The 20,769-nt window shown below is 47.1% G+C and carries 23 protein-coding genes; 5 read left to right on the top strand and 18 right to left on the bottom strand.

Going from position 1 to position 20,769, the window contains the following annotated elements; translation table 11 throughout:
- Positions 1-70: 70 nt before the first annotated feature.
- From JNUCC22_RS04745 to JNUCC22_RS04730, 4 genes are all read right to left on the bottom strand, one after another.
- Positions 71-1,609 carry a bifunctional GNAT family N-acetyltransferase/carbon-nitrogen hydrolase family protein gene (locus JNUCC22_RS04745; RefSeq protein ID WP_003155346.1) on the bottom strand — a complete coding sequence of 513 codons (1,539 nt, stop codon included), beginning with the start codon at positions 1,607-1,609 and terminating at the stop codon, positions 71-73.
- Entirely contained in the window at positions 1,602-2,291 is a 690-nt protein-coding gene (locus JNUCC22_RS04740) for an HAD family hydrolase (protein WP_003155347.1), read from the bottom strand. Before JNUCC22_RS04740 ends, JNUCC22_RS04745 begins: the two co-directional genes overlap by 8 nt.
- 127 nt (positions 2,292-2,418) lie before the next feature.
- Positions 2,419-2,841, bottom strand: a complete 423-nt coding sequence (locus JNUCC22_RS04735; RefSeq protein ID WP_007610283.1) for a CBS domain-containing protein — start codon at positions 2,839-2,841, stop codon at positions 2,419-2,421.
- A 130-nt stretch (positions 2,842-2,971) separates the two neighbouring features.
- Positions 2,972-3,367: a DUF5365 family protein gene (locus JNUCC22_RS04730; protein WP_007408448.1), complete on the bottom strand. Its 396-nt coding sequence runs from the start codon at positions 3,365-3,367 to the stop codon at positions 2,972-2,974.
- 109 nt (positions 3,368-3,476) lie between these two features.
- Between JNUCC22_RS04730 and JNUCC22_RS04725 the strand changes: the two genes are divergently transcribed.
- Positions 3,477-4,385, top strand: coding sequence for an RluA family pseudouridine synthase (locus JNUCC22_RS04725; RefSeq protein WP_007408447.1), 909 nt, complete (start codon positions 3,477-3,479; stop codon positions 4,383-4,385).
- Here the strand turns inward: JNUCC22_RS04725 and JNUCC22_RS04720 are convergent.
- Positions 4,382-4,978, bottom strand: coding sequence for a class D sortase (locus JNUCC22_RS04720; RefSeq protein WP_012117161.1), 597 nt, complete (start codon positions 4,976-4,978; stop codon positions 4,382-4,384). The two genes, JNUCC22_RS04725 and JNUCC22_RS04720, sit on opposite strands and share 4 nt — an antisense overlap.
- Positions 4,975-7,017 carry a 5'-nucleotidase C-terminal domain-containing protein gene (locus JNUCC22_RS04715; protein WP_150941090.1) on the bottom strand — a complete coding sequence of 681 codons (2,043 nt, stop codon included), beginning with the start codon at positions 7,015-7,017 and terminating at the stop codon, positions 4,975-4,977. The genes JNUCC22_RS04720 and JNUCC22_RS04715 overlap by 4 nt, the downstream gene beginning before the upstream one ends.
- Positions 7,018-7,209: 192 nt before the next feature.
- Here JNUCC22_RS04715 and JNUCC22_RS04710 point away from each other — a divergent pair, with 192 nt between their 5' ends.
- Entirely contained in the window at positions 7,210-7,875 is a 666-nt protein-coding gene (locus JNUCC22_RS04710) for a spore coat protein (RefSeq protein WP_007408445.1), read from the top strand.
- On the opposite strand, the gene JNUCC22_RS04705 is transcribed toward JNUCC22_RS04710, so the two are convergent.
- Positions 7,876-8,778: a hypothetical protein gene (locus tag JNUCC22_RS04705; RefSeq protein WP_061862616.1), complete on the bottom strand. Its 903-nt coding sequence runs from the start codon at positions 8,776-8,778 to the stop codon at positions 7,876-7,878.
- Positions 8,779-8,898: 120 nt separating this feature from the next.
- Positions 8,899-9,438 carry a YhcN/YlaJ family sporulation lipoprotein gene (locus JNUCC22_RS04700; protein ID WP_003155362.1) on the bottom strand — a complete coding sequence of 180 codons (540 nt, stop codon included), beginning with the start codon at positions 9,436-9,438 and terminating at the stop codon, positions 8,899-8,901.
- A 144-nt stretch (positions 9,439-9,582) separates the two neighbouring features.
- On the opposite strand from JNUCC22_RS04700, the gene JNUCC22_RS04695 reads away from it, so the two are divergent.
- Entirely contained in the window at positions 9,583-10,146 is a 564-nt protein-coding gene (locus JNUCC22_RS04695) for a hypothetical protein (RefSeq protein WP_216062169.1), read from the top strand.
- 104 nt (positions 10,147-10,250) lie between these two features.
- Here the strand turns inward: JNUCC22_RS04695 and JNUCC22_RS04690 are convergent, their stop codons facing one another.
- The gene (locus tag JNUCC22_RS04690) at positions 10,251-11,642 is read right to left on the bottom strand and encodes an L-cystine transporter (RefSeq protein WP_216062168.1); all 1,392 of its coding nucleotides are present in this window, start codon (positions 11,640-11,642) and stop codon (positions 10,251-10,253) included.
- Positions 11,643-11,793: 151 nt separating this feature from the next.
- Between JNUCC22_RS04690 and JNUCC22_RS04685 the strand changes: the two genes are divergently transcribed.
- Positions 11,794-12,873 (top strand): GGDEF domain-containing protein, encoded by a 1,080-nt coding sequence (locus JNUCC22_RS04685; protein ID WP_061046937.1) that lies wholly within the window; start codon positions 11,794-11,796, stop codon positions 12,871-12,873.
- Positions 12,874-12,889: 16 nt separating this feature from the next.
- On the opposite strand, the gene JNUCC22_RS04680 is transcribed toward JNUCC22_RS04685, so the two are convergent.
- The gene (locus JNUCC22_RS04680; RefSeq protein WP_216062167.1) at positions 12,890-13,720 is read right to left on the bottom strand and encodes a MetQ/NlpA family ABC transporter substrate-binding protein; all 831 of its coding nucleotides are present in this window, start codon (positions 13,718-13,720) and stop codon (positions 12,890-12,892) included.
- A 382-nt stretch (positions 13,721-14,102) separates the two neighbouring features.
- Between JNUCC22_RS04680 and cspB the strand changes: the two genes are divergently transcribed.
- A complete protein-coding gene (gene cspB, locus JNUCC22_RS04675) occupies positions 14,103-14,303 on the top strand; it encodes a cold shock-like protein CspB (protein ID WP_003155376.1) in 201 nt (66 codons plus the stop codon).
- Between the two features lie 91 nt (positions 14,304-14,394).
- Here cspB and JNUCC22_RS04670 read toward each other — a convergent pair whose 3' ends face one another.
- The 8 genes from JNUCC22_RS04670 to JNUCC22_RS04635 form a co-directional block, all read right to left on the bottom strand.
- Positions 14,395-15,342: an ABC transporter permease gene (locus JNUCC22_RS04670; RefSeq protein WP_007408439.1), complete on the bottom strand. Its 948-nt coding sequence runs from the start codon at positions 15,340-15,342 to the stop codon at positions 14,395-14,397.
- The gene (locus JNUCC22_RS04665; RefSeq protein WP_012117151.1) at positions 15,335-16,252 is read right to left on the bottom strand and encodes an ABC transporter ATP-binding protein; all 918 of its coding nucleotides are present in this window, start codon (positions 16,250-16,252) and stop codon (positions 15,335-15,337) included. Before JNUCC22_RS04665 ends, JNUCC22_RS04670 begins: the two co-directional genes overlap by 8 nt.
- Positions 16,253-16,969: an ATP-binding cassette domain-containing protein gene (locus JNUCC22_RS04660; RefSeq protein ID WP_216062166.1), complete on the bottom strand. Its 717-nt coding sequence runs from the start codon at positions 16,967-16,969 to the stop codon at positions 16,253-16,255. It abuts the gene before it with no gap.
- A complete protein-coding gene (locus JNUCC22_RS04655) occupies positions 16,959-17,336 on the bottom strand; it encodes a GntR family transcriptional regulator (RefSeq protein WP_007408436.1) in 378 nt (125 codons plus the stop codon). The genes JNUCC22_RS04660 and JNUCC22_RS04655 overlap by 11 nt, the downstream gene beginning before the upstream one ends.
- Positions 17,337-17,338: 2 nt before the next feature.
- Positions 17,339-18,106, bottom strand: a complete 768-nt coding sequence (locus JNUCC22_RS04650) for a hypothetical protein (RefSeq protein ID WP_216062165.1) — start codon at positions 18,104-18,106, stop codon at positions 17,339-17,341.
- A 119-nt stretch (positions 18,107-18,225) separates the two neighbouring features.
- Positions 18,226-18,597 (bottom strand): hypothetical protein, encoded by a 372-nt coding sequence (locus JNUCC22_RS04645; protein WP_003155385.1) that lies wholly within the window; start codon positions 18,595-18,597, stop codon positions 18,226-18,228.
- Positions 18,598-18,609: 12 nt separating this feature from the next.
- Positions 18,610-19,143, bottom strand: a complete 534-nt coding sequence (locus JNUCC22_RS04640; RefSeq protein WP_003155386.1) for an NAD(P)H-dependent oxidoreductase — start codon at positions 19,141-19,143, stop codon at positions 18,610-18,612.
- Between the two features lie 24 nt (positions 19,144-19,167).
- The gene (locus JNUCC22_RS04635) at positions 19,168-20,763 is read right to left on the bottom strand and encodes an MFS transporter (RefSeq protein ID WP_003155387.1); all 1,596 of its coding nucleotides are present in this window, start codon (positions 20,761-20,763) and stop codon (positions 19,168-19,170) included.
- Positions 20,764-20,769 lie beyond the last annotated feature (6 nt).

Raw genomic sequence — 20,769 nt, 5'->3', positions numbered from 1 at the left:
ATCCCGAAACCGGGGCCGGTGCAAGTGTTTTTATAAAAAAAACCGCCCCTTAAGCGGAGCGGGCATTTTTTTATTTCAAATGCGTAATCCGGTAAATATCTTTGCGCCGGTCTTTCAGCTGGCGCACGGTTCCGTTTTCACGCTGCCTTCTTAAGATTTCAAGGTCCACGTCCCCGATCACGACCATTTCGATATTCGGATTCGTTTCACCGACGATTCCGTCTCTGGCAAATTCAAAATCAGACGGAGCAAAAATGGCTGACTGCGCGTATTGAATATCCATATTTTCTGTTTGCGGCAGGTTTCCGACCGTACCTGAGATGACGGTGTAAATTTGGTTTTCAACCGCTCGCGCCTGAGAGCAGTACCTTACGCGCAAGTAGCCTTGGCGGTCTTCAGTGCAGAACGGCGTAAAGATAATTTTCGCCCCTTGATCCGCGGCAATTCTCGCAAGCTCCGGAAATTCAATATCGTAACAGATCTGAATGGCGATCTTTCCGCAGTCCGTATCAAATACGCGCACCCTGTCTCCGGCGCTGATGCCCCACCATTTCCGCTCATTCGGCGTAATGTGAAGCTTATATTGTTTTTCAATCGTGCCGTCACGTCTGAATAAGTAGGCGATGTTATAAATTTTCCCCTCTTCTTCAACGAAGTGGGAGCCGCCGATGATGTTGACATTATATTTCACCGCGAGATCTGTAAAGAGGCTGATATAGTCCTCGGTATATTCGGTAATCCTCTGAATGGCCAGACTCGGAGAACGCTCCTCGAGGAAAGACATGAGCTGCGTCGTGAAAATTTCCGGGAACACCGCGAAATCAGATCTCGCATCGGAAGCCACATCGACATAATATTCAACCTGATTGGCAAATTCCTCGAAGGAGTAAATCTTTTTCATTTCATATTGAATGACGCAGATGCGCACCGGAAATGCCGATTTGTAATAGCGCTTCGATTGCGGCAGGTAATCGACATTGTTCCATTCCATTAATGTCGCATATTTAATGGACGCGGTGTCATCCGGGAGATAATTCGGATTGATCCGCATGAGCGTAAATCCGTTCATCAGCTGGAAAGAAAGCACCGGATCATAAATCTGATGGCGCGTCACCTGTTCGACATAAGCTCTCGCCGTCATTTCTTCCGCATACTTATGATAATTCGGAATCCGCCCGCCGATAATAATGCTTTTCAGATTCAATCGTCTCGCCAAGTCTTTTCTCGCCTCATACAGCCGGTGTCCGATTTTCATCCGTCTGTATTCCGGGTGAACCATTACCTCAATCCCGTACAGATTCAATCCGTCCGGGTTGTGGTTCGTGATATAACCGTCGTCTGTAATGTCCTGCCACGTGTGGCGGTCATCATATTCATCGAAATTGATGATCAGGCTTGAGCATGAACCGATAATTTCCCCTTCGTACTCGGCGCAAAACTGACCTTCGGGAAAGTGCGCGAGATGGCTGATTAAATGCTCAGGCTCCCACGGCTCCATCCCCGGAAAACAATCCTTTTGCAGCTCAATAATTTTGTTGATATCTTTCTCTTCCATATTCCGTATGACCATTTTCTTTTCAAAACGGGTCAGATCAAGTTTCTCAGACAATGCTGCTTCCCCCTGCCGGTTCGTTTTGATCGTTCAATCGCTGTAAGAGTAATTCAAGTTCCATTTCCGCCATCGATTCCAGTCTGTGATCGTATTCTTCAAATAACAGGGCGCTTGTTACCTTATTCGGCACGATGACACATTTCATGCCGGCCCGTTTGGCTGCGATAGAGCCGTTGACCGAATCCTCAAAGGCCAGACATTCAGATGGTTCAACGCCTAAATGTTCCGCAGCTTTCAGATAGAGCTCCGGATTCGGCTTCACTTCTTCTACGTCGTCAGCCGTCTGAATCACTTCAAATTCATCAAACAGGCCTAATTCCTTCAGATGGCCCGATACCCATTTGAAATCTGAGCTGGACGCGAGCCCCACCTTCAATCCTAATTCTTTTGCCGCGGCTAAATAAGCCTCCACCCCGGGGCGAGCCGTTTCCGTCTTCATCCGCTGTTCGAAGCGCCCGCGCCTGATCGCCGTCAGTTCATCATGATCGAGCTTTCTTCCCAGCTGCTCCTCTAAATATGCGAACGGCTTAAACCCCGCGGCCGTTCCGATCACCTTTCCCCAGACGGATAAAGGCAATGTTGAACCGTGTTCCTCAAACATTTCCTGCAGCACTTCATATTCATGGGTTTCTGTATCTAAAATTAACCCGTCAAAATCAAAGATTAATGCTTTTATCAATGGTTACAGCTCCTTTAGCTAAACGTACTGACCTATGTATACACTATACCGTGAATTTCTTTCGCGTTCAAAATGTAACATTCTCACGGAAAGAAGAGCCTGCATGAGTGCAAGCTCTCTTCATCCGTTACTGTGTGTTTTGACTGGAAATATTGGAAAGAGCTGCTCCCGCAGACTCATTTGAACGCTGATCGACCGCTAAGTCTCCAAGCGCAACGATCCCGACCAGATGATTTTGATCGACAATGGGAAGGCGGCGGATTTGGTGTTGGGCCATCAGATGTGACGCCTCTTCAAGACTCATTTCCGGGTTTCCGGATACAACTGTAGAAGACATCACGTGTGAAACAGGTGTTTGGCCGTCGCGGCCTTGAGCCGTTGTTCTCAATGCGATATCACGGTCTGTCAGCATTCCTTTTAATTCCCCTCCGTCAACGACGGGAATTGCTCCGACATTATGCTGGTGCATCAGCGCAGCCGCTTCCTGAATCGTTTGATTGGGAGAAACGGTAGCCACGTGGGTAGTCATTGATTGTTTGATTGAACTCATTGTAAAGCACCCCTTTCGACATTTATTATGCTCGGGGATTTGTCTCATTATAAAGGGAGTTAGAGGAAAGAAATTGTGGTATCATGTCAAGGAAGCAAAAAAGAGCCTGTTAAAAGGCTCTTTATACCCGTCAGATCAGCCTTCTGTGACCGCAGGCTTCTGATCCGGCCCCTGTCTCGAAATCATCATAGGTAAAGGGAAAATTCATTCCGCATTCATTCAGCAAAGCGCAATTTTTATCAAACAGCGCCCGCTCTTTGACGTCATATACCGGGTGCGGCTTTGACAGCATGATATGTACCGTTTGCAGACAAGCCATAATTTGAAACGCTTCTTTTAAAGTTCCTTGGTAACGTTGGTTTTGTAATGATAATACGCCCCTTTTTTTAAAGCGCTGAATTTCCAGTTCGGAGAAATAAAGAGGAAAGACATTTTGAAACAATTCAGAGGAAAGCTCTTGTATCGCGCTTTCTTGTCCGTCAGTCGCTGCGTTCACAATTCTCACATCAATCACCTTTCTTGCCATGTGAATATCCTTAATCTTTATCAAGAATAGCATAGAAAAAAACGCGAAAGCTAAGGTAAGTGTTTCCTATTGAAACAGCCGCTTTCCGCTTGAAAAGGAGCTTTATGATATGAAACAAAATGACCGCGGTCTGGAACTCCTGATTACGGAAAAGCACGCCGGACAATGGCTGTTTTCAGTCCTGAAATCTGAATTCCAGGCGTCAAAACCCGTAATTACGGAATGGATGAACCAAGAAAGCATTCAGGTGAATCGAACATCCCCGAAAAACAACATCATACTGAAAACCGGAGATCGCTTATTCATTGATCTTCAGGAAAAAACGGGTTCTTCGGTGACTCCGGAATACGGAGAGCCGGACATTTTATTTGAGGACAATCATATGCTGATTGCAAATAAGCCGGCGGGAATGCCGACTCATCCAAATGAAGAGGGTCAGACCGGCACCCTCAGCAACCTGATCGCTTACCATTTTCAAATCAACGGCGAGCAGGCGAAAGTGCGCCACGTTCACCGTCTTGACCGTGACACGTCAGGCGCGGTCGTTTTCGCGAAACACCGCCTGGCCCATGCAATCCTTGACCGTCAGCTCGAAACCAAAACATTAAAACGCACCTATATCGCCGCGGCGGAAGGAAAAGTCACGCCGAAAAAAGGCACGGTTGACTCGCCGATCGGCCGCGACAGGTCACATTCCGTCAGACGGCGCGTCTCACCCGGCGGACAAGCCGCCGTCACCCATTACAAAGTGAAAGGCTATCATCCCGGTGCGCAGCTTACATTGGCAGAGCTTGAACTGGAAACCGGGAGAACACATCAAATCAGGGTGCATATGGCAAGCATCGGCCATCCGTTGGCGGGCGATGACCTGTACGGCGGAAGCAGGACGCTGTTTCACAGGCAGGCGCTTCACGCAAAAAAAGTCAGTGTCGTCCATCCGATCTCAGGAGAAGAAATCGTTGCCGAGGCGCCGATGCCGGCTGATCTGGCTCATTTTACCGAAACGTATTTTTCTTAAACAGGGTCGGCATATATAATATATCGTTTCGGCGCATTTCCAATGTAAGAAAACGGATAGCAAGTGGTCAGGATCAGTTCCTCCCGCTTGTGCTGAAGGGTGATGACAGATGTATCATCCCGGCTGACGATTTTTGTACGGCTGATTTTATAAGAAAACGTGCCGTAAGACAAAATCACGTTCAGTCTGTCTCCTTTTTTCAGTTCGCCGGTCCGGCGGAACACCGTGTCCCTGTGGCCGGATAACACAATTTGGCCGTGATCGCCCGGATAATAGCTGTCCTTATAATGTCCGACGCCTTTTGCTAAATCATCTGCGTCAGTCCCTTCGACGATCGGGAGCTCAGCGTCGATTTCAGGGATTTCTAAAATGCCGCTTGCCTCACCCGTTTCGGGGTGAAATTCTTTTTTGCGCTGTGTCAGCACAGCGCTTTTTGTTTCGTTCTTTTCCAAGACAGGTTCTGTTGCTTTTTTTGCTTCTTCAAGCGAATGGTTCGTTTTCATATGTGAATCAATGATCTTCCAGCTTCCGTAACATGTGATGATGATACCGACGATGATGACGAGAAGCGGAATATGTTTCAGTTTGTTCATCGTGTGCGGGTTCCCCTTTTCTTTCTGAAAAGCCAATATACGCCGGCACCCGTGATCACCAGGCCGGCCAATGCCGTCTGATGGCTGCCCGCTGAAGTATCAGGCAATGGGCGGCCTTTTTGTGTGCCGCTTTCAGTCTGTTTTGTGCTTTGTTCCGAATTTGCGGCAGACGCCGGACGGGATTCGGGAATTGACTCCACTGTATCAGATGCTGTTTCTTTTACGACAGGACGTTCAGGTTTTTTGGTTTGATCAGGCTGTTCTGCTGCATCCGGTTTTTCCGCTTGAGGTTTTTCTCCTTTATCAGGCCTGGTACCGCCCGGTGTTTCCCCGCTTCCCGGCTGATTGCCGGTGTCATCAGGTGTTTCGGCGGCTGATGCCGTGCGGATTCGGCCGTCGGTTTGATAAGAAATCGGCGCGGAAAAGCTTTTGACATAGTCTACTGTCGCTTCCAAATCCTCAGGCCCCGTCACCGGATTCTTGCCGAGTTTCCCGATCGGACCGTATTTTGCCCCCGCTGCCGTTGCCATAAATTGATTGACTGTTACTGTATATCCTTTTTCGGGCTGTATGTCTGTCCCGTCCGCCATCTTCATATCAACCGCTTGTCCGGTTTCCGGGTTCCATGTATAGGAAAATCCGCTGATGCTGTAATCCGGTCCGTACACCGGAGAAATTTGCGCGTTAATGATCTCCCGCAAATCTTTTCCTTTGATTTCAAGCTTCGTCAGCACATTGCCGAACGGCTGTACATTATAAAGGTCTCCCCATGTGATCGGCCCTTTTTTTAAGCCGTCCCGGATGCCTCCTCCATTCATAAGCGCAAAATCGGATTTCATCTTCGCTTTCATACCGTCGGCAATCAGATTTCCGAGCGCCGTGTCGCCGTCATTTGAATACCCGCCCGTTATATCATGGGCCGCTTCCCCGACTGCTTCGCTGATAATCGGTTTTACTTTCTCTTCATATTTGCTTAATATGCCTGCCGCAGCCGGGTCAGGCTTGATTTTGCTTTGATCGATATATTGGATTTCCGCTGATTTTTTCACGATATCCTTCGACTCTTTATCAAGTTCAAGATCGGCGATTCCGATTGCTTTTCCGTATTCAAATGCCTGCACGATCAGCTTGCCGTTGATTTCTCCGTTTACGACTTTATGATTGTGCGCGGCGAAAATCACATCAATCTCTGAGTCTGTTCCGCTTGCAAGCTTTGCGGATTCTCCCGTGATGGCTGAGCCATTTTGTTCAGCAGACATATGGGCGAGCACGGCGATTGCTTTAATTCCTTTTTTCTTCAGGTCAGCGGCGGCGTCATTGACAGCCTTTACCTCATCCGTAAACGTAATATTTTTAATTCCGTCCGGGATGACCATGCCTGCCGCCGATCTGGTTACAACCCCGATAAATGCGACCGGAATTCCGGAAACGTATTTAATTTCATACGGCGGCAGAAAGGACTCCCCTGACTTCAGTTTACAGTTGGCGCAGACGAGCGGGAAATTTTGGCCGTCATAACCGCTTGTCCCCTTACCGTCCGGATGATCTCCTCCATTGATGATCCGTTTAAGCTCATTCGTTCCTTCATCGAATTCGTGATTGCCGACAGTTCCGACATCAAAACCGATGTCTTCCATCAATTCTACTGTCGGTTCATCCTGAAAAAGGGCTGACACGGGAGAGCTGCCCCCGATCATATCGCCCGCATGCACGACAAAGGCGTGTTCTTTCTCGGCTTTCGCCTTTTTAATGTACGCTGCGGCGTAGTCCATCCGCCCGAACGTGCCATCCGGTTTACCGTCTCCGTTAAGGTCAAGCTCATATTGCTGATCAATTTTTCCGTGCAGATCATTCATGCTGATGATTCTGAGCGGGACACGGCCGGAGTCTTCTGTCTGCTGTTCTTTATACGCTTTATCCGTTCCAGCTTCATTCAGTGATCCTGCTTGTCCGATTGCTTCCGCATCTTTCACGCTGAACATCAAAAAACAAACCGTCAGCAAACAGCACGTAAGACGCATACCCCTTTTTTTCTTCATTCATTTCCCCCCTGTCTTCTAAGAAATACGTTAGCTTATTTTCTTAGAAATCACATCACTTTTTTGTAAAGATTGTCTTCACTGGCGCAAAATAGTAAATAATCCCCACGTAACGAAACAGGTCTTGATGTATAACGGATCGGCTTTTTTCACATCTTAATGATGATTTGACATGAAGGAGGAAAACAACCAGTGGAACAGCAGCAGAATCAGCAGCAGCCGCCAGTAAATCAAGGGATCCCGGGTTCACCGCAAGTGAATCACGGAGGACATGAGCTTTTCGATATGCATGAAGTGCTGGCCGGAACAGTCGGCGTTTTGGATCAATTTATGATGCTCAGACAGTTTATACAGGATCAGCAGCTGGCCGACATCCTTGACCGCCAGTATCAATTCATTCTCGGACTCTATAATCTGACGGCAGAATGCTTTAAGACCGGCCAAAAGCCTTCTCAGGAAACGTCGACATATATGATGAAGGAACAGAACCAGGCCGTCTACGGTATAAAACCGACTCAGCCGAAAAAACCGAATCAATCATTAAATGATGTCAAAGATCTCGGGATCAGCGGCCATATGCTCGGCCTGATTAAAGCTCAAGCTTCTCTCTTGACGATGAGCTCGCTTGAAATGACCAATCCCGTCACTAGAAGAGTGCTCTCCGCCCAAATTCAGCAATATGTCGAAATGGCGTATGAAATCTTCTTATACCAAAACAAACACGGTTATTATCAGGTTCCTCAGCTCAATGCACAAGATATGCAGACCATGCTGAATTCATTTGCGCCGGCCCAGGGACAGCCGCAAATGCCTCCGATTAAAGGACAAATGGGACAGCAGCAGCAAAACCTCCATTGATTAAAAAACGGCGTTGGAAACCTGACTCTCCAATGCCGTTTTCTTTTTTTCATATGCTTTTATGAAATCATGTTCAAATTGTTTCAGGCTTTCTTTCGTAGCCGCTTCAAAGCCTTTTTCAAAATCCTGTGTTTCGGCGGTTTTGTTGATAATGGTTAAGATAATGCCTTCTCCGAATGTGTCGGTTAAGTCCTTTATCATATAGAAGCTTTGCAAATAGACATCCGTTTCATATTCCATACGCGATTTCTGCCATTTTCGGTCGGTCGTTAATTGATCAAACGGCACGACGGAAAATGCAATCGGATCAATGACTACATCATAATGCGCGACCCACTCGCTCAGCCCCTCATGAAACCAAAGCGGAAATACAGACGTATCCGTCCCCAATTGCCGCGTTTTTTGATGAAACGCGTAGTGTGTATATTCATGTATAATCAATTGCTTATACATGAAAACGGCCAGCTCATCTTTTTTCAAAAGCTGTTTTTTCTCTTCAGGCAAAAGCCCCATCATCTGCTCCTGTTCTGAATAAAAACCGACTACATTTTTCAATCCTGAATATTGCTCCATTTCAGCTTCATCCGAAAAGAAAATGAGTTCAAGCGGCGCTGCACCTTTATAGCCGACAATGATTTGATTGATACGCTTTGCGTGGTCCAGCGTAAGCTTGGTCAGATCCAAGAGCGGCTTTTCATCCGCCGTATAGTAAATCGCTGTATGTTTGTAAATTTCTTTATTCATGTGTTCAGTCACTTGTTCCTTCGTCGGAACAGAGCGGCTGTTTTGGCCTGACAGGACGTACATCATACTTACTGAAACGGCTGAACTGACAGCCAATATGACAAGGACTCCGCACAGGATCAGAGTGAATGCCGCCCGTTTCCCCATGCCGTCACGCAAACAAGCTCCCCTCCCCGATCCTTTCATTTTCATCTCATTCTTTACTTTATGCTCAGGAGCGCTGGGTCGTGACGGCAGATAAAATAAAAAAGCCGCAGCAAATGCGGCTTTTCCATTCATTTATTTATTGGGGTTTGGGAATACACGCTGCACCATTTGGCCGAATTCATCAAACAGACCGGATACAGGATGTCCGTTTTGGATTCGTTTTCCGTAGCCTTGCATGCGTTCAACGAAGTCCGGGTTCGCTGATACATATACAGTCCGGACATGTTTATCGGCTGATTTCACCTTATCGGTAATCTTATTTTTTAAATGGTTGGCGATGGCGCCTTTTTGCCCGTTTGTCAAAACAACAGCAACATATGCGCTGTTTCCGGCTACGATCACAGTCGCATTTTTAACCTCTTTTAAATCAGTCACCTTGTCGGCGGCTTTATCAGCCACTCTCAGGTTACGATTGTCATTGTGATCGGTATTTTGGTTATGACGGTTCACTGTATTCATATTTGTCGCACCGTCGTTAGGCGTGTTGCGGTAATTTACATTCTGGGTGCGGTTGTCATTTCGTTTTCCTTCTCCCTGGTTCCCCATACTGCACCCTGCGGTAATCAGCATCGGCAGAAGAAGGGCAGAGATAACTGCTTGCTTTTTTATCATGTGAATTCCTCCTTTCTCACTTTACGTATAGGTTTTTCTATTCGGCGGGATTTATACACGCCGTTTGCATTCTGAGCGGTTTGGATAAATATCAGAAGGAAAGGGAAAGGTAAGCGTAATCAATTGAATGAGGAGGGATTTAACTTGTTCAGAAAAAAAAGCGGCATCAGCCCGACAGCGCTGCTGATCGGATCATCGATTCTGATTGCAGCTTTATCACCCGAAATCCGCCGGAAAATCTCCGGAATGGTTTCAGGCAGAATGCAGCATAAAGATGGCACACACTCCATGCAGCCTGCTGACCTGATTCAACAGGCTTTCAGCGGGGAATCCGGCAGACAGCAGCACGCAGACAAAGCCCGGCATTCACAAACCGGCTCCACACAGCCTGCCGAGCTGATCAAACAGGCTTTCGGCGGGGAATCCAGCGGACAGCAGCACACGGACAAAGCCCGGCATTCACAAACCGGCTCATTGCAGCCTGCCGAGCTGATCAAACAGGCGTTCAGCGGGGAATCCGGCGGACAGCAGCATGAGCAGACTTCCCGCAATCACTCCGGCTCATCCCATACGGACAGACAGGCAAAAGAAACTTCGCCGAAGCCTCACTATACCGAGCCGATTCACTTCGAAGAAAGCGCGGTAAATGTTTTAAATGACAGCACCGTGATGAATATGCTGGAAGAAATTGAACCCGGAAATCATTAGAAACGAAAAAATCCTTCATTCGTTCAACGATGAAGGATTTTTTCGTTTTAGCGCTCTATCTCATATTTTTCTATAAGAGAATGAACCATTGATCTGCTTTTTTGTTAAGCTTCTTCAGCTTCAATGACGATTGAGGAATCATTGTACACCGCGGTATCGGTTTCCTTTGTCATTTTACTTGTTAACAGCCCTGCGGTCATACTGCCGCTGACATTTAAGGCGGTGCGCCCCATGTCAATTAACGGCTCAATTGAAATGAGCAGCCCGGCAAGCGCGACAGGCATGTTCAAAGCGGATAGGACGAGCAGAGCCGCAAATGTCGCGCCGCCTCCCACGCCTGCTACACCGAATGAACTGATTGCCACGATCGCGATGACGGAAATGATAAATCCCGGTTCAAACGGGTTTTGCCCCACTGTCGGCGCAATCATCATCGCGAGCATCGCCGGGTAAATGCCGGCACAGCCGTTTTGACCGATCGATAAGCCGAATGAACCGGCGAAGTTCGCAATGCCTTCCGGTACGCCCATGCTTTTTTGTGTTTTAATATTGAGCGGCAAAGCCCCTGCGCTTGAACGGGACGTAAACGCAAACACCATAACCGGAAATGCTTTTTTCACGTATGTGATCGGATTTAAACCGCTGAACGTGATCAGCAGCAAGTGAATGATAAACATGGCGATAAGCGCGGCGTATGAAGCGATCACAAACATCCCCAGTTTCGCAATGCTGTCGATGTCGCTTGTCGCGATCGTTTTGGTCATAATCGCCAATACCCCGTAAGGCGTCAGTCTTAAAATTAATGTCACGACGCGCATAATAATCGCGTAAACCGCATCGACAATTCCGCTGAATGTCGCTGCGTGCTCCGGCTGTTTCCGTTTCACGCCCAGAAAAGCGATGCCGAGGAAAGCGGCGAAAATAACGACTCCGATGGTGGAAGTCGGTCTGGCCCCCGTGAAATCAAGAAACGGATTTCCCGGCAGAAGCTCAACGATTTGCTGAGGCAGCGTTTTGGCCGTCATATCCTCAGATTTTTGCTGCAGCTCCTGGCCTCTTGATAATTCGGTGCTTCCCTGGTCGATATGAACGGCTTTCAGATCAAAGGATAGCGCCGAAGCAATTCCGACTGCCGCAGCAATTGCTGTCGTAGCGATCAAAATTCCGATGATCAGCCCGCTGATTTTCCCGATGTTATGGGTCAGTTTAAGCTTCGTAAATGCGCCGAGAATAGAAATAAAGACTAGCGGCATGACAATCATCTGAAGCAATTTGACATAACCGCCGCCGGCAATATTAAACCAATCGGCCGTTTGTGCCACGACATGTGAGGCCGGCCCGTAAATCAATTGCAGCGCAAAACCGAATACAATGCCTAATCCGAGCGCGGTAAAGACACGTTTAGAAAAGGAAACGTGTTTTTTTTGCATCACAAACAGACCTGCTATAAACAAAAACAAAATAAAAACATGTAAGATTACAAATAAATTCTCCAAAACAGGTAAACACTCCCTTGCTCATTATCCTTAAACACTATATTACATCAATTCCGATCGGTCAAGTAAGAATTGACAATATATGTATTTTTAATGATTTTTCTCTTTTCTTTCCATCCTTTCTTTAGTAACTTATATAAGGGTGATTGTTATGCTGAAGGAACTGTTTCTTAATTTGACGATTTTAATCACATTTAATTATCTCTTCACCGTTCTTTTTAAAGAGTCGCTTTCGTATAAAGAAGACCGTCTGATGTTTCAATTACTGAAGGGGACGGTCTGCGGGCTTTTAGGGGTTTTTCTGATTGCTTTCGGCTTTTCTTACTCCGATTCCATCATTGATCTCAGAAATATCCCCATTATCATCGCCGCTCTTTACGGAGGCTGGGTGTCTACAGCAGCTGCCTTTATCATTATCGTGGCAGGCCGTATCCTGATCAATTTCAATGCCAGCGCCATTTATTCTATCGCCGCAGTCGGCATGATTGCGATACTTTCTGTGGCCGTATTCAGAGGAAAAAAGCCGAATCACAAAAATGCGTTCGTTATGCTGCTCTTTTCAAATGTTATTATCACCCTGACGCTGCTGTTACTTATGCCTGAACAGCCTGCCGGGGCCCTCGTTTATTTTTGGCTCATTTCTACCTTGGGCGGAATGCTGTCGCTGTATATCATTAAACACGAAGCCGATGCCCGCCTTTTGTTCAAGCAATACAAGTTTCAAGCGAATTATGATTTTCTGACGGGGATTTTTAATAAGAGAAAATTCGAGGAAGTCTCGCGCGTTCTGTACGATCGGGCGTCTCAATCCCCCTCGTCTCAGCTCGCGCTTATTTATTTGGATATTGATCACTTTAAGCAGATCAATGACCAATACGGCCATTATGAAGGGGACCAAGTGCTGAAGGAACTGGGGGCGCGCCTGAGGTTCTTACTCAGCAGTTCTGATCCGTCAGCCCGCATCGGCGGGGAAGAATTTGCCGTGCTTATGCCCAATTGCACGTATACAAAAGGGCTTCACCTCGCAGAAGAAATCAGGCACACGATTGACGCGAACCCGATTCTGCTGACGAGCGGAGATACAATTCCCGTGACCGTTTCCCTCGGCATCGCGCATTATCCGACAAATACATCGGATCCTCAGACATTGCCCCTGATCGCGGACCGGATGCTGTACAAAGCGAAAACATCAGGGCGCAATCAAGTGTGCAGCACTGAAAAAAAAGAATGATCGCCCGAAGAGGAAATCATTCTTTCTTTTCAGTGAGAAAGCCGCCCCTCAGGAAAACAGGAATCAGGCTGCCCTCATATTCTTTTTCAATAAACGCCGCGGTATCATCTGATTGATACAAAGACAGGAGTTTTTGCATCCGTTCATCATCTTTATCCTCAGCCCTGACGGCGATCAGATGAATATACGCTTCCTTCATTTGCGCCGATCGGATCAGCGCGTCCTTCTCCGCATGAAATCCTGCTCTTTTCGCCTCGCTTTGACTGAGAACTGCTGCGTCAGCATGTTCCGCCGCCTGATAGGCGTTCTTTTTTGTTTCCGTTTTTAAGGTCAGATGCTTCGGGTTGTCCTTGATCATATCAGTTGAACCCGTACCGGTGAATCCCTTTTTCAATGTCATCAGTCCGGCCTCCTGCATGAGAAAAAGCGCCCTGCCGAAGGCCGCCGCTTCACCAGGCACGGCAATGACAGCTCCGTCCGGTATATCCTTCAGCCGTTTATGTTGCTTGGAATACACCCCCAGCGATGCCGCATATGTCGTTCCTAAAGGAGCCAGCTTCTTTTTCACATGAGGCGGCAAAGATTGAAAATAAGAAACGGATTGAAACGCATTGGCATCGAGATCCCCGCCCGCAAGTGCCAAATCGGCCTCGGCATAATCCGAAAACATTACCAAAGAAAGCTGCAATCCTTCCTCACCGGCTTTTTTCGCGACAAACTCCCAGATCGATTGATCAGATCCATTGATTCCGATAGTAATTGTCCGGTTCCCGTCAGGATAATGGCATGAAGTAAGTGACATGATCAAAATGAAAAGAAACAGACTGTTTATAAGCCGCAGATTCAAGTTGACCTACTCCCTATCTATTTTTATGTACAGAAGCTGCACCATGGTATTCGGGCTCATGATTACATACAATACCGATTAAAAAAAGGGTTGTCAATTGCTTCCTTAAGAGGCTGCAAAGCGGTTTTTATCAGCTGAAAATGGGCTGTTCTAGTCTCAAATCTGATTTCCGTATCAGAGCGTTCCCCTCTTAAAACATGTTATTTCGAAAAAAGTTACATTTAGCAGTTGTTTTTTCTTCGAATTACTGGTAGAGTAAAGGTAATTATTTTTGTTCGAACTATCTTTAAGAAGAAAGTTTTGTAAGAGTTTTCGTCTTGGAAGTTTGTTTTAGAGCAAGAATAGTGAATTTAAGCGTTATGTCGCTTTAGGAGGAAATTTCATGTTAGAAGGTAAAGTAAAATGGTTCAACTCTGAAAAAGGATTCGGATTCATCGAAGTAGAAGGTCAAGACGATGTATTCGTTCACTTCTCTGCTATTCAAGGCGAAGGCTTCAAAACTTTAGAAGAAGGCCAATCTGTTTCTTTCGAAATCGTTGAAGGAAACCGCGGACCACAAGCTGCTAACGTAACAAAAGCATAAATTGTTTAAAAACCCTGCCGGTGTATGCCGGCAGGGTTTTTTTCATCTAAAACGAAAAGCTGTTTTGCAAAGGCAAAACAGCTTTTTTATATCAGGTGGCAATATCGCGTTTTAAGAAGACGCCGAATGCGAGCGCCAGAAAAATAACGAAGTAAATCACAAGCATCACAACCGAAAATGTCATCGTCATCCCCTCTACTAAAGGAGTCCCGTTCATATATTGCGACAAATCCGTGTTCGCGAATAAAATATATTTGGTCCATTCAAATTTCGTGGCAAGAAATACAGTCGCCGTGTTTCCCATAACCAATAGAAAAATAGAAAACCCGACCGCTAATGAGCTGTTCCGGAATACCGCAGACAGCATAAACGCCATCGTCGCAAGCATAAAAGCGGAGACAGATTCATAGATATATGTTTTAGCGAGGAAGGCGATGATATTTTGCTCAAAAACATGGCCGTCTTTGTATACGAGATGAATATCAGCCGCAGTATCTCCCCCTGTACCGAAAAAGACCAATCCCAACAGAGCGGAGCCGGCAAATAAAATCACAAGCATCAGCAGTCCGAACAGCAGCACCGTCATATATTTAGAAAGCAAAATCTGAAAACGGCTGAGCGGACGGATAGCCAGCAGCTTGATCGTCCCCCAGTTGAACTCATTCGCCACGATGCCTGCGGCAATGATAATCGTAAACAGCCCGGTCAAAACAGTCATCATCGAAGAATCAGCTACGTATGACCACACTGTGTACCCTGTATCCTCAGGGATGTTATGATCCATACGGTATTGATTTATCGCGACATTCTGTTTCAGGTTATCAATGAGCGTCTGGTTTCCGGTTTCCTTCATCTGCTGTTTCATTTCTTTGTTTTCAGCCTGGAGCTCCTGTTTCCAATTCGGATTGGCTTCGCTCGAGGTGAAATGGTTTGACAGAAGCGCAAAACCGATCATCGAAACGCCTAAAATTACAATCATAGCCCACGTGCCGACGCGGCTGAAAATTTTTATCCATTCATTATAGATCAGCTTAAACATATTGAACCTCCTCTTTCGTCCCGCCGGTAATCTCCAAGAAACGGTCTTCCAAAGATTTTGTCATGATTTTCACTTCATATAAGCGGATGTTTTCACGGACGAGCAGTGAAATCACATCAGGCACTTCCTGTTTTGACAGCTTGATCTCAATGCCGTTTGTCTTCTTCACACAGTCAAACTGACTCAGAACGGCAAGAGCCTCTTCTCTTTGTTCAATATGGAAGAAGTATGTATCTTTATCCTCTTTTCCTTCATCCCTTACTTTTTGAATATCGACAAGCTCCCCTTTTTGCAGAATGCCGATTCGGTCGCACATTAACTCCATTTCTGACAGCAGATGGCTTGAGACGATGACAGCCATTCCTTTTTCACGTGTCAGCTTTTTCAGATGGTCCCTGATTTCCCTGATGCCCGCGGGATCAAGGCCGTTTGTCGGTTCATCCAGAATCAGCACCTTAGGATTATGCAGCAGGCTTTGGGCGAGGCCGAGACGCTGTCTCATTCCGAGAGAGTAGGTTTTTACTTTGTCATGTATTCTGTCCTGCAACCCGACGAGCTCGATGACCTCATCTATTTTTTCTTTCGTAACGCCTTTTACCATCCTTGCGTACTGCTGTAAATTTTTATAACCGCTCAGGAATTTGTACAGCTCCGGGTTTTCCACGATGGCTCCGACGTGCCTGACCGCTTTTGCATAGTTTTTCGTAATGGATTCCCCGCAGATTACGATGTCTCCCTGAGACAGTTTCATTAATCCGACCATCATTCTGATCGTAGTGGTTTTCCCCGCTCCGTTCGGCCCTAGAAACCCAAACACTTCGCCCGCCCGGACGGAGAAGCTCAGATCATGAATAATCGTTCGTCCTTTTATCGTTTTCTTTACCTGTTGCAGTTCTAATACCGTTTCCAATTAGAATCCCCCTTCTATTTCGTGCGCCTGCATGACGCTTCTGTACCATTGCAGCACGGACATTCCTTCCTGTTCCCGAATTTCTTCGACCTCGCGCCGTTCAGCGATTTTCCCTTTTATGAAAACCATCACTTCGTCTAACAGCGTCTCAATCTCGCCGATCTCATGCGTGGCGATGACGACAATCTGGCTGTCAAAATCAATATAAGATACGAGACTGTTGACAATCGACTCCCTGACCGCCGGATCAAGACCTGAAAACGGCTCATCCAGCAGAATGACGGATGCTTTTCTCGACAGGGCCAAAACGATTTTCAGCCTGCCCCGGCTGCCTTTGGACAGCTGTTTTATCTTCTGCTTCGCTGAAAGATTCATTTCCGTTAATAGGTTATATGCTTTTTCCAGCTGAAAATCCGGGAATTGCGAATGATAAAATGTGAGCATATCACCGACGGTCGTCCGGGCGGAAAACATATCATGTTCGGTTAAATAAGCCGTACGAAACAGCATGTTCCTGCTTACTGCGCAGTCTCCGATCCGGACGGCGCCCGAGGTCGGGAACGCAAGCCCGGCAAGCATTTTAAGCGTTGTTGATTTACCGCTTCCGTTCGGCCCTAAAATTCCGTAGATTTTACCCGGAGACAATGAAAATGATACATCGCTGACCGCGAGCCTGCGGCCGTATTTTTTTGTTACGCCTTCAAAATCAAGATTCATCGTTTCCTTCCTCCGCATATTGTTTGATCCCGTCGATCATTTCCTCAGGAGATAACCCCAGCTCCGCCATTTCCTGAATAAAGCGTTTGAAAACGTCTTTAGTCAGCCTGTCTTTCAGCTCCGCTTTCAGATCGGACCTTTCCGCTATAAAGGTTCCCTGTCCTCTTCTCGTCTCCACGATCCCCAGCCTTTCCATTTCACTGTACGTTCTTTGTATCGTATTCGGATTCACTTTCATCTGTACGGCCATCTCCCTTACGGACGGCAGTTTGTCCCCCGGTGAAAGCTCACTTCGGATCAGCCGGTAATATACACGATCGGCAATCTGCAGATAAATCGGCTTGGATGACTGAAATTCATTCTCCATCATCACACCTCAACCTTTCGATTCAGCAGCATAGAGGCCAGCGCGAGACAGAGCGCCGAAAGCACGATCACTGCCAGGAAGCTGAAAAGCGAGATGTGGACGGCCTTCAGCTCCACCGTCCAGCCGGTCAATTTTGTATAATGAAAATCAAAATCCGCATACACTTTTACCGGCCATAAATCATGTTGAGATGAAGTGAATGGCGTAATGATTTTATCGTCAATATAGGTCCAGACAAACGCAAGCACGATGCAGATCACCCACCGGAGGACGGGAACATGTTTTAATGAGTGAAAAACAGTCCAAAAGACGGCCACGATCACAGATAAATACGCTGAACTGATCAGCAGGTAAGCATTCAGTCCGGTTAATGTGCCGGCCAGGGGAATGGTGTGTTCCAGCGCTCCTTTTGCAGAAAGCATCCGGTACATCCAAATGCCGTAACCGGTCAGCGCCAGCTGCCCGATCAACTGATACAGCAGTGAGGCCGTCAGCTTGGAAGCCAGCAGATAAAATCCTCCATTCGGATTGTAAAGCCACAGCTGATTTTTTCCTTCTTTATGAAGGTGATAGTACATAAAAAGCGGCGCTACAAGAAATTGAAAAAACCCCATTGCCGTAAAAAAGCCGAAAATGACGAGCGGTTCTTTCTGACGGGCAGCGGTGACGTGGGCTGCAAACGCCCAGCAAATCATGCCGCAAAGCCACACCGCAAGCCAAATCCATGAAACTTTCGCATCTTTTTTCAGCAAACCTAAAAACGATGTCATTCTTTCTCTCTCCATTCGGATCAAGTGTATGAGTAACATAGTACACTAGATCATCACGTATTACAATATCTTCAATAAAAAAAAGACAAATCCGCTCTTACGCAGATTTGCCTTTTCAATTACTTCTTTTTGTTTTTTAAGGAGAGCAGCGCATCACGATAGCTGCTATCCTGCATTTTGCCGCCGCTATCAGGATCGTTTGGTTCCTGATCTGTCTCAGAAGTCTTAAACTTCTGAAGCGCCTGACGGTACACATCATCGCCCATTGTATTCTTTTTCTCACGGGGAGATTCAGATTTTACAACGACGGGAGCATGCTCGGCTGAGCGCTCCTCGGCCGGATCATGCTTTTCCGGCTGTTCGGCTGTAGTGCCGATCGCTTCTCTCTTTTCTTCTTTGACATCCTGTCCTGCAGAAGTGCTGCGGACATTGAATGTGATAAGAAGTGCAATCACAATGACAGCAGCAATAACCGCTATAATAATGGCCATATAACCCTCTCCTTACTGTCGTCCGGCAGTTAGATTACCTGTGACTTGGCTGACACGTCTGCCAAGCGCACGGCCTAATTGAAGGCCTTCTTCCGTCATCAGCACATCGCTGTCAACCGGGCATGTGACGCCCGCGCCGTAGTAAGAGCCGTACAGCGCGTTTTCAGGAACGTTGCCGGGAAGTCCGACAACAATCATGCCTTGGTGAAACATAGGAGTGATCAGATTGTGCATTGTCATTTCTAATCCGCCATGTGTTGTCGCCGTCGTACAGAATACGGCGCCGACTTTATCAATCAGCTCGCCTTCAGCCCACAGATAGCCGAGTCTGTCGATCCACGCTTTTAAGCCTGAACTGATGGTGCCAAAGTGTCCCGGGCATCCCCAGATAATGGCATCCATGTCTTTCAGCTTGCGGATGTCTGCTTGATCGACATGATCGATCAGGACTTCAGCCTCAGCGTTTTCTCGTGCTCCTTCGGCAATGGCTTCAGCAAGGTGTTTTGTATGTTCGCCTTCACTATCGTACACTACGTAAATTTTCATTCAGGAAACCTCCCATTCAGATGATTAAGATTCCTTCACTTCTTTAGGGGCCGGAAGCAATGACAGCTCCTCTTTTTTCTTCGCCCGCTGTTTGTCTTTCCGTACGTCACGCAAGAACAGGCTCAGGACTACGCCGATAACCGCAAAGATCGTCGCCCACATAAACGCGTCATTAATCCCCATAACGTTGGAATTAAGTGAAGCTGTTTTGTAGAGATAAGAATAAACGGTTTGTTTTGCCGCATCAAGCGACATGTTCATGTTGACCATTAAATTCGAAACCGCGCTTTGGAACGACTGCATGAAGCTTGGATCAGCCGTGCTTGTTTTATCCGCAATCTGCGAATAGTGCATTGTCGTACGGTTCGTATAAATCGTTGTGATCAAACTTGTTCCGATTGAACCGCTGATCTGGCGGAGCGTGTTGCTCATCGCCGTGCCGTGGCTGTTCAACCGTGCCGGAAGCTGGTTCATTCCGGCTGTCATAACAGGCATCATTAACAGTGACATACCGAATGCGCGGATGGCATAGACAAGCATAATGTGCGTGTAAGGTGTGTCAATTGTCAATTTTGTGTACTGGAATGTCGTTGCGACCGTGATGACCAGCCCGATAATCGCAAGCGGTCTTGGACCGATTTTGTCAAACAGAATACCGGAAATCGGCGACATGATCAGCATGACAATCGCGCCCGGCAATAGCAAGAGGCCCGATTGCAGCGCCGTAAAGCCGACTAAGTTCTGCAGGTAAATCGGAAGCAGGAACATTCCTGTGTAAAGCGCAACGGTAATAATGATGTTAATCACACTGGAAAGTGAGAAAATATCATATTTAAATACCCGGAAGTCGAGCATCGGTTTTTCAGAGCGCAATTGCTGAATGACAAACGCGGCAATCGCGATGACACCGACAATGACGGTAGACAGCACGATCGGATCTCCCCAGCCGTCGCTGCCCGCTTCACTGACTCCGTAAAGCAATGAGGCAAATCCGACAATGGATAGAATCGCACCCAAGCTGTCGAGTTTGATTTTTTGCGGTTCCACCAAGTTCTTAAAGAGGAAGAACGCTATGATAATAACGATTGCCCCGATCGGAACAAGGCCGTAGAACATAATGCGCCATGTGTAATGCTCGATGATCCAGCCGGAAAGAGTCGGTCCGACCGCCGGAGCAAACATCATCGCAAGACCGAAAATCCCCATTCCTTTCCCCCTGCTTTCAGGCGGGAAGATAAGCAGAATGGTTGTCATGACCAGCGGCTGCAGGATACCGCCGCCGACCGCCTGAATTAACCGGCCGATCAGCATGGTTGAGAAGTTAGGCGCGATTCCGCAGACTAACGTTCCCGCTGTAAAACAGAACATGGCTACGAGAAAGAGGCTTCTCTGTCCGAACCGGGTAATTAAGAACGCAGATAACGGAATCAAAACACCGTTGACCAGCATGTATCCGGTCGTAAGCCACTGAATCGTCGTCGCACTCACACCGAACTCGGTCATTAAGTGCGGCATCGCCACGTTAAGAAGCGTTTGGTTCAAGATCGCCAGGAATAACCCGGCCATAAGCACAATAAGCAATGTTTTAGGACTTTTTACTTGATTATCTGATTTAGCCACCTAAGA

The organism is Bacillus sp. JNUCC-22, assembly GCF_018861275.1.
GTDB lineage: Bacteria > Bacillota > Bacilli > Bacillales > Bacillaceae > Bacillus > Bacillus velezensis.
The sequence above is the reverse complement of the archived record's forward strand: the minus strand, read 5'-3'. Positions and strand labels throughout refer to the sequence as shown.

Excerpts from the sequence above, each read along its gene's own strand:
- JNUCC22_RS04735 (WP_007610283.1), bottom strand. The coding sequence starts at position 2,841 with ATGAGTTCAATCAAACAATCAATGACTACCCACGTGGCTACCGTTTCT.
- JNUCC22_RS04730 (WP_007408448.1), bottom strand. The coding sequence starts at position 3,367 with ATGGCAAGAAAGGTGATTGATGTGAGAATTGTGAACGCAGCGACTGAC.
- JNUCC22_RS04725 (WP_007408447.1), top strand. The coding sequence starts at position 3,477 with ATGAAACAAAATGACCGCGGTCTGGAACTCCTGATTACGGAAAAGCAC.
- JNUCC22_RS04720 (WP_012117161.1), bottom strand. The coding sequence starts at position 4,978 with ATGAACAAACTGAAACATATTCCGCTTCTCGTCATCATCGTCGGTATC.
- JNUCC22_RS04715 (WP_150941090.1), bottom strand. The coding sequence starts at position 7,017 with ATGAAGAAAAAAAGGGGTATGCGTCTTACGTGCTGTTTGCTGACGGTT.
- JNUCC22_RS04700 (WP_003155362.1), bottom strand. The coding sequence starts at position 9,438 with ATGATAAAAAAGCAAGCAGTTATCTCTGCCCTTCTTCTGCCGATGCTG.
- JNUCC22_RS04685 (WP_061046937.1), top strand. The coding sequence starts at position 11,794 with ATGCTGAAGGAACTGTTTCTTAATTTGACGATTTTAATCACATTTAAT.
- cspB (WP_003155376.1), top strand. The coding sequence starts at position 14,103 with ATGTTAGAAGGTAAAGTAAAATGGTTCAACTCTGAAAAAGGATTCGGA.
- JNUCC22_RS04670 (WP_007408439.1), bottom strand. The coding sequence starts at position 15,342 with ATGTTTAAGCTGATCTATAATGAATGGATAAAAATTTTCAGCCGCGTC.
- JNUCC22_RS04660 (WP_216062166.1), bottom strand. The coding sequence starts at position 16,969 with ATGAATCTTGATTTTGAAGGCGTAACAAAAAAATACGGCCGCAGGCTC.
- JNUCC22_RS04655 (WP_007408436.1), bottom strand. The coding sequence starts at position 17,336 with ATGGAGAATGAATTTCAGTCATCCAAGCCGATTTATCTGCAGATTGCC.
- JNUCC22_RS04650 (WP_216062165.1), bottom strand. The coding sequence starts at position 18,106 with ATGACATCGTTTTTAGGTTTGCTGAAAAAAGATGCGAAAGTTTCATGG.
- JNUCC22_RS04645 (WP_003155385.1), bottom strand. The coding sequence starts at position 18,597 with ATGGCCATTATTATAGCGGTTATTGCTGCTGTCATTGTGATTGCACTT.
- JNUCC22_RS04640 (WP_003155386.1), bottom strand. The coding sequence starts at position 19,143 with ATGAAAATTTACGTAGTGTACGATAGTGAAGGCGAACATACAAAACAC.